Origin of the sequence: Microbispora sp. H10836 (genome assembly GCF_012999525.1) — a bacterium.
GTDB lineage: Bacteria > Actinomycetota > Actinomycetes > Streptosporangiales > Streptosporangiaceae > Microbispora.
In genome coordinates this window covers 312,704-320,920 of sequence record NZ_JABBWU010000008.1, presented here as the reverse complement: position 1 = coordinate 320,920, position 8,217 = coordinate 312,704, and the positions used below count along the sequence as shown (strand labels likewise).

Annotated in this window: 5 protein-coding genes; 3 read left to right on the top strand and 2 right to left on the bottom strand. The window is 70.4% G+C overall.

Annotation, left to right across the window (positions count from 1 at the left end):
- Nucleotides 1–452 (bottom strand): Clp protease N-terminal domain-containing protein (locus HHX30_RS17740; protein ID WP_280175326.1); only part of this gene is annotated, 452 nt, incomplete at its 3' end.
- A 105-nt stretch (nucleotides 453–557) separates the two neighbouring features.
- On the opposite strand from HHX30_RS17740, the gene HHX30_RS17735 reads away from it, so the two are divergent.
- Both HHX30_RS17735 and pdhA read left to right on the top strand, forming a co-directional pair.
- Nucleotides 558–1,169 (top strand): TetR/AcrR family transcriptional regulator, encoded by a 612-nt coding sequence (locus HHX30_RS17735; RefSeq protein WP_169983050.1) that lies wholly within the window; start codon nucleotides 558–560, stop codon nucleotides 1,167–1,169.
- Nucleotides 1,170–1,335: 166 nt separating this feature from the next.
- Nucleotides 1,336–2,421, top strand: a complete 1,086-nt coding sequence (pdhA, locus tag HHX30_RS17730) for a pyruvate dehydrogenase (acetyl-transferring) E1 component subunit alpha (protein ID WP_169983049.1) — start codon at nucleotides 1,336–1,338, stop codon at nucleotides 2,419–2,421.
- 22 nt (nucleotides 2,422–2,443) lie between these two features.
- Here pdhA and HHX30_RS17725 read toward each other — a convergent pair whose 3' ends face one another.
- Entirely contained in the window at nucleotides 2,444–3,205 is a 762-nt protein-coding gene (locus HHX30_RS17725; RefSeq protein ID WP_169983048.1) for a YqjF family protein, read from the bottom strand.
- A 212-nt stretch (nucleotides 3,206–3,417) separates the two neighbouring features.
- Here HHX30_RS17725 and HHX30_RS17720 point away from each other — a divergent pair, with 212 nt between their 5' ends.
- Nucleotides 3,418–8,163, top strand: a complete 4,746-nt coding sequence (locus HHX30_RS17720; protein ID WP_169983047.1) for a ThuA domain-containing protein — start codon at nucleotides 3,418–3,420, stop codon at nucleotides 8,161–8,163.
- Nucleotides 8,164–8,217 lie beyond the last annotated feature (54 nt).

Genomic DNA, 8,217 nt, shown 5'->3' with positions numbered 1-8,217 from the left:
GCCGGCTCCTTGCCCTGATACCCGTGCAGCAACTGGATGACCTGCTGACGCACCCGGTTCAGATCGGCGCCCAGCTTCACCAGCACCTGCGCCGCGACACCCTCACCCTCCCGGATCAACCCCAGAAGAATGTGCTCGGTGCCGATGTAGTTGTGCCCGAGCTGCAACGCCTCGCGCAGCGACAGCTCAAGAACCTTCTTGGCCCGCGGCGTGAAGGGGATGTGTCCCGACGGCGCCGACTGCCCCTGGCCGATGATCTCCTCGACCTGCTGGCGCACCCCCTCGAGACTGATCCCAAGACTCTCCAGAGCCTTGGCCGCCACACCCTCACCCTCATGGATCAGACCAAGAAGAATGTGCTCAGTACCGATGTAGTTGTGGTTGAGCATCCTGGCCTCTTCCTGAGCCAGGACGACAACCCGCCGCGCACGGTCGGTGAACCTCTCGAACATCTGCACTCCTCGCTGCGGCGTGACCTACAATCGGAGTCTCCACTTCGGTTATAGGCTATGAAGCGGCGAATCCGGATGTCAATCGAGGCGTGGGAGAGCCGAGGGATGCCGAACGACCAGCGCGTTCCCGAGCCGGACGCCTCCGCCGGGCCGGTGAGAGCGCTGCGCGCCGACGCCCAACGTAACCGGACGCGCATCCTGGAGGCGGCCGAGGCCGTCTTCGCGGCCAAGGGCCCCTCCGCCTCCACCGAGGAGATCGCCCAGAAGGCCGGGGTCGGGATCGGGACCGTCTTCCGGCACTTCCCCACCAAGGAGTCCCTACTGAAGGCGATCATGCACGCGATCGCCGTCAGGCTGACCGAGGAGACCCGCGCGCTCGCGGCGGAGGGCGACCCCGCCACCGCGTTCTTCACCTTCTTCACCCGCACGGTCGAGCAGGCCGCGGAGCAGAAGACCGTCGTCGACCTGCTCGCGCAGGCGGGCATCCCGGTGACCGTCGCCAAGCCGGTCCTCGCCCTGCGTGAGGCCGTCGAGGTGCTCGTCGGCAGGGCCCAGCAGGCCGGGGCCGTACGTCCCGACGTCCGGGCGCCGGAGGTCATGGCCCTGCTGATAGGCCTGTGCCAGGCGTCCCTGCACACCCGGTGGGAGCCGGATCTGCGGGCCCGTACGCTCGCGATCGTCTTCGCGGGACTGCGCCCCGCCACCGCGACCGGCTGACCCTCGCCTTTCCGCTCTCAACGAGAAAGCGCAGCTCATCGGCGTGGCGGGCACGCCGTGTGATCTCGCGGGCCGTACAGCCGGAATGATTGGCTTCGCACGGCGCCGATGACCTCGCGGTGATGGAGGCGCCGGCACCGGTCACCGTTGTCAGAGAGGAGACGACGTGCGGCGCCAGGACGAGGCCGAAGATCTGGTCCAGCTGCTCACGCCCGAAGGCGAGCGTGTCGCGCACCCCGAGTACGACCTGGATCTGTCCAAGAGCCAGTATCGGGGGCTGTATCGCGACATGGCGCTGGTCCGCCGGATCGACCGGGAGGCCTTCGCCCTCCAGCGTCTCGGCGAACTGGGGATGTGGATCCCTTGTCTGGGGCAGGAGGCGGCCCAGATCGGTTCGGGCCGGGCGCTCGCGCCGGACGACCACGTCTTCCCCTCCTACCGGGAGCACGGCGTCGCCTGGTGCCGGGGCATCGCTCCCCTCACGCTCATGGGCATGCTGCGCGGCACGACGAACGGCGGCTGGGACCCCCGGGAGACGCGCTTCCACCTCTACACGATCGTCCTCGGCGCGCAGACGCTGCACGCCGTGGGGTACGCCATGGGGGTCCGCAGGGACGGCGACGACTCGGCCGTCGTGGCCTACTTCGGCGACGGCGCGGCGAGCGAGGGGGACGTCAGCGAGGCGTTCAACTTCGCCGCCGTGTTCGACGCGCCGGTGGTGTTCTTCTGCCAGAACAACCAGTGGGCCATCTCCCACCCCGCCGGGCGGCAGAGCCGGGCGCCGATCTACGAGCGGGCACGGGGCTTCGGCTTCCCCGGCGTACGGGTGGACGGCAACGACGTGCTGGCCTGCCTCGCCGTGACGAGGGCCGCGCTGCGGCACGTGCGCTCCGGGGGCGGGCCGTTCCTCATCGAGGCGCACACCTACCGGATGGGCCCGCACACCACCTCCGACGATCCGGGGCGCTACCGGCCCGCCGAAGAGGTGGACGCGTGGCGGAAGAAGGACCCGATCGCGCGCCTGCGGGCGTACCTGCTGCGGGAGGGCATGGCCGACGACGCGTTCTTCACCGAGGTCGAGGAGGAGGGCGACCGCATCGCCCTCGAACTGCGCGACGGGGTCATCGCCATGCCCGACCCGCCGGTGGACCTCATGTTCGACCACGTCTACGCCGACAGGCACGCGCTGGTGGAGGAGGAGCGGGCCTGGTACGCCGCCTACCTCGACCGCTTCGAGGAGCCCGGCGCCTGACCCCGCGCCCTGCGGAGGGACCTCAGCCGGCGCGGCGGGCGGCCGGGCGCCACATGCCGACCCCTACGGGCACGCCGGGAGACGCGTGCACGAGCGGATCGTGATCGGGCGCGGGCAGGCCGGCCGCCTCGAGCAGCCCCTGCTCCAGTCCGGACACATGGGCACGGTGCAGAGGCCAGCGCGGGTGTTCCACCTCCGCCGTCACCAGACGGCCCGCGACGACCGTGAAGAGCCGGTAGCGCTCCACGAGGAAGTCCGCGAGCCCGTCCCGCTCGGCCTCGCCCAGCGCGGCCCCGAGGTCGACGTCGACGTCGCACCGCGCCCCGGAGGGGCCCGGCCACCGGCGCCCGCAGCGGTAGCGGCGCCGCTCCCCCGCGCCGGTCACGGACATGTCCGACCAGTAGTACGGCAGCCCGTACGCGGCCCGGGCGCCCAGCACGGCGGGCAGGTTCCCGGCGTCCAGCGACAGGAACCACAGGCCGCCCCGCCCCCGGGCGTCCCGCGCGTAGGTGCGCACGTTGGTCTCGGGAAAGCGCGACAGCCCTAGCAGCGGCGGCAGCCCGGGCGCCCGCACGCCGCGCATCAGGAACGGCGTGAGCCCGACGTACGCGGCCCCCTCGTAGGTGTCGACGGTGAGCCCGTCCGGCAGGAACGCCTGCACGATGCCGGGCGGATATCTCCAGTGGATGAAGGTGATGTCGGACCAGTGGTGGTACATCACCGGACGCTCGACCCGTCCTGCCGTTGGGGAGACCATGCCCGGGTTGCTACCCAGGAGACCCATCACGGCACACGGTCTGCGCCAGGCGTCGGCCGGCACAGGAACTTTCGCTTTGCCCGGCGAAAGTTATCCAGTTTTGACCGAACTATCTTCACAAGTCGACAAAAGGAGCTTACGTTCGGTGCGATCACCGCTTCCGAGGTGGATCTGTGAAGCGAGGTCGCGCGCCCGGGATCGTGCCGGGCGTACCGCACCGACGAAGGGAACCTCCGCCCATGCCCCCCAGGCGGCCGACCGATCGCGTAAGAAGACGGATCGCGCAGACCTGCGCCTTACTCCTGGCCTTCCCGGGCCTGACCGTGCTCACCCCGGCCGCGCCGGCCCAGGCACACGCGGCGCCCGTCGACGCCGCCGACTACCAGCGCGTGGAGATGGCCAAGGGCGTCGCCGAGATGGGCGAGCCGATGACGATGAGCGTGCTGCCCGACCTGTCGGTGCTGCACACCGCGCGTGACGGGGTCCTGCGGCGCACCGACGCCCGCGGCGACACCACCGTGGTCGGCACGCTGAACGTTTACACCCACGACGAGGAGGGCCTCCAGGGGATCGCGGCCGACCCGGGCTTCGCGACCAACCGGTTCGTCTACCTCTACTACGCCCCCCGCCTCGACACGCCCGACGGCGACGCCCCGGCCACCGCGTCCGACTTCTCGGCCTGGAAGGGCGTGAACCGGCTGTCCAGGTTCACGATCAAGCCCGACTGGACGCTGGACAAGTCCAGCGAGGTCAAGATCCTCGACGTGCCGGCCGACCGCGGCATCTGCTGCCACGTGGGCGGCGACATGGACTTCGACGCCGACGGCAACCTCTACCTGTCGACCGGCGACGACAGCAACCCCTTCGACTCGTCGGGCTACTCCCCCATCGACGAGCGGCCCGACCGCAACCCGGCGTACGACGCCCAGCGCAGCTCCGGCAACACCAACGACCTGCGCGGCAAGATCCTGCGCATCAAGGTCAAGCCGGACGGCACCTACGACATCCCCGAGGGCAACCTGTTCCCGCCGGGCACCCCGGACACGCGGCCCGAGATCTACGCCATGGGCTTCCGCAACCCGTTCCGGCTGAGCGTCGACAAGGCCACCGGCGTGGTCTACGTGGGCGACTACGGTCCCGACGCGGGCACCACGGACGCCAACCGCGGGCCGAGCGGCCAGGTCGAGTTCAACCGCGTCACCCGCCCCGGCAACTACGGCTGGCCGTACTGCACGGGCACCAACACCTCGGTCGAGACCTACAACAAGTTCACCTTCCCCTCCGGTCCCTCCGGAGCGAAGTACGACTGCGCCGGCGGGCCGGTCAACGCCTCCCCGCGCAACACCGGGCAGCGCACGCTGCCGCCCGCGCAGCCCGCGTGGATCAGGTACGGCGGCGACGCCGGCTCTCCGCCCGAGTTCGGCGGCGGCTCCGAGTCGCCGATGGGCGGGCCGGTCTACCGCTACGACGCCGACCTGAAGTCCGCGGTCAAGTTCCCGCAGGACCTGGACGGCCACTTCTTCGCCGGTGAGCTCGGCCGCAGGTGGATCAAGGCGATCGACGTGAAGGCCGACGGCACACGCGGCGACATCGCGGACTTCCCCTGGACCGGCACCCAGGTGATGGACCTGGCGTTCGGCCCGGACGGCGCGTTGTACGTGCTCGACTACGGCACCGGCTACTTCAACGGCGACGCCAACTCGGCGCTGTACCGCTTCGAGTACGTCAAGGGCCGCGACCGTTCCCCGATCGCCGTGGCCAAGGCCGACAAGACGTCGGGCAAGACGCCTCTCACGGTCACGTTCTCCTCGGCCGGCTCCGCCGACCCCGAGGGCGCCACGCTCACCTACGCCTGGGACTTCGGCGACGGCACCACCTCCACCGAGGCGAACCCGGTCAAGACGTACGACAAGGACGGCACGTACACCGCGACGCTCACCGTGCGCGACCCCGCGGGCAACAGTGGCAGCGCGAGCGTGGTCGTCACGGCGGGCAACACCGCGCCGACCGTGACCATCGAGACGCCCGTGGCAGGCAGCCTGTTCCAGTGGGGCGATCCGGTCCCCTTCTCGATCAAGGTCACCGACCCGGAGGACGGCGAGATCGACTGCGCGAAGGTCAAGATGACCTACGTGCTCGGCCACGACAGCCACGGCCACCAGATCTCCTCGAAGACCGGCTGCTCGGGCGAGCTGACCATCCCGGTCGACGGCGAGCACGACGACGCGGCGAACATCTTCGCGGTGTTCGACGCCGAATACACCGACAAGGGCGGGCTGACCACCCACACCCAGCACATCCTGCAGCCGCGGCACCGCCAGGCCGAGCACTACACCGCCTCCCAGGGCGTCAACCCGATCGGCAAGAGCAATGCGCACGGCGGCAAGACCGTGGGTGACATCAACGCGGGCGACTGGATCTCCTTCAAGCCCTACGAACTGAGCAAGGCCAAGGGGATCACCGCCCGTGTCTCCTCCGGCGGGAAGGGCGGCACCCTCGAGGTGCGCGCGGGGTCGCGGACCGGCACCCTGCTGGGCAAGGTGAGCGTGCCCGTCACCGGCGGCTGGGAGACGTTCACCGACGTGTCCGCGCCGCTGTCGAACGCCCCGGCCGGGACGACCGAGCTCTTCCTGGTCTTCCAGGGCCACGACGGCGCGCTGTTCGACCTGGACGACTTCACGCTGACGGCCGAGCCGCCGGCCGGCGCAAGCCCGGCACCGATCGTCGGCGCCGCCGGCCTGTGCCTCGACGTCGCGAACGCCGACCCCGCCAACGGCACCAAGGTGCAGCTCTACGAGTGCAACGGGACCGGGGCGCAGGTCTGGACCGTCAGCGGCAACACCCTCCGCTCGCTCGGCAAGTGCCTCGACGTGTCCAACGGCGGCACCGCCGACGGCACGCGGGTGCAGATCTGGGACTGCGTCTCCGGCGTCGGCGCGCAGATGTGGACCGTCGGCACGGACGGCACCATCAAGAACCCCCAGTCGGGCAAGTGCCTCGACGCGACCGACCCCGCCCAGATCGTCATCAGGACGTGTGACGGCCGCGCCGCGCAGAAGTGGACGACGGCGGCCCCGGGCGGCGCCGAGGGCGAGGTCCTGGTCTTCTCCCGTACGGCCGGCTTCCGGCACGACTCGATCCCGGCGGGCGTCCAGGCGATCAAGGACCTGGGCTTCAAGGTCACCGCGACCGAGGACCCCGCCGTCTTCACCGCTGAGAACCTGGCGAAGTACAAGGCCGTGGTGTTCCTCAGCACCACGGGCGACGTGCTGAACGACGCCCAGCAGGCGGCCTTCGAGGCGTACGTCAAGGCGGGCGGCGGCTACGCCGGCATCCACGCGGCGGCGGACACCGAGTATGACTGGCCGTTCTACGGCGGCCTGGTCGGAGCGTGGTTCGCCTCCCACCCCGCCGTCCAGCAGGCGACCGTGAAGGTGGAGGACCGGGCGCACCCGGCGACCGCCCACCTCGGGCCGACGTGGACGCGCACCGACGAGTGGTACGACTACCGGACCAACGCCCGCAGCACCGCGCACGTGCTGGCCACGCTCGACGAGAAGTCGTACTCGGGCGGGAAGATGGGCGACGACCACCCGATCGCCTGGTGCAAGGAGTATCAGGGCGGCCGGTCGTTCTACACGGGCGGCGGGCACACGGCGTCCTCGTTCTCCGAGCCGGAGTTCCGGCAGCACCTGCTCGGCGGCATCAGGTACGCCATGGGCGACCTCAAGGCCGACTGCCGTCCCGAGACCGGCTACACGACGCTCTACAACGGCAGCACCACCGGCTGGGAGCAGGCCGGGCCCGGCGGATTCACCAACGCCGACGGCACCCTGACCTCCCACGGCGGCCTGGGGCTGTTCTGGTACAAGGCGAAGGAGTTCCACTCCTACTCGCTCAAGCTCGACTGGAAGATGCGCGGCGACGACAACGCGGGCGTCTTCGTCGGCTTCCCCGCCTCGGACGACCCGTGGTCGGCGGTCGACAACGGCTACGAGATCCAGATCGACGCCACCGACGCCCCGGAGAAGACGACCGGGTCGGTCTACGGCTTCCAGTCGGCGGACCTCAAGGCCCGGGACGCCGCGCTCAACGCACCGGGGCAGTGGAACACCTACGAGATCCGCGTGGAGGGCGAGCGCCTGCAGATCTTCCTGAACGGCGTGAAGATCAACGACTTCCTCAACACCGACCCGAAGCGGTCCCTCCAGCAGGGCTACGTGGGCATCCAGAACCACGGCGACGGCGACGAGGTGGCGTTCCGGAACATCCGTATCAAGGAGCTCGGCCCGGCGGAGGGCGACGTCACCGTCCAGGCCGAGAGCTGGACCGAGGCGAACGGCGTCGACACCTACCCCCACGCCCCCGCGCACGGCGGCACCGTGCTCGGCTACGTCAACCCCGGCGACTGGGCGGCGTACGACGGCGTGGACCTCACCGGCGTCACCCGGTTCACGGCCCGGGTGGCCTCCCCCGACCCCAGCGGCGGCTTCGAGATCAGGACCGGTTCACCGACCGGCCCCGTGCTCGGCAGCGTCACCGTGCCGAACACCGGCGGGTGGGAGTCGTACGCGGACGTCTCGACGCCGCTCACGAACGTCCCCTCGGGGAGCGTGAAGCTCTACCTGGTGTTCACCGGGGCGAACTTCGACGTGGACGACTTCACGCTCATCCGCGGCCCGAAGGACTCGCCGGAGGTCAAGCTGACCGTCACCGCCACGTCCCGCTGCATCGGCACCTCGGCGTACCTGGCGGTCACGGCCGTCAACAACGCTGACGCGCCGGCCACGATCGAGCTGAACACCCCGTTCGGCAAGAAGACCGTGGCCGACGTGGCCCCGGGCAAGCAGGCCTACCAGTCCTTCAACACCCGGACCGCCCAGATCGACGCGGGCACGGTGACCGTGAAGGGGACCGCGACGATCGGCGGCAAGCAGGTCACCTCGACCTACGACGCGGCCTACTCCGCGGCCGGCTGCCGCTGAGCCGCTCACCCCGCGGCCGGCTGCCGCCGGCCGCACCGGCGGTGACCACGGTCC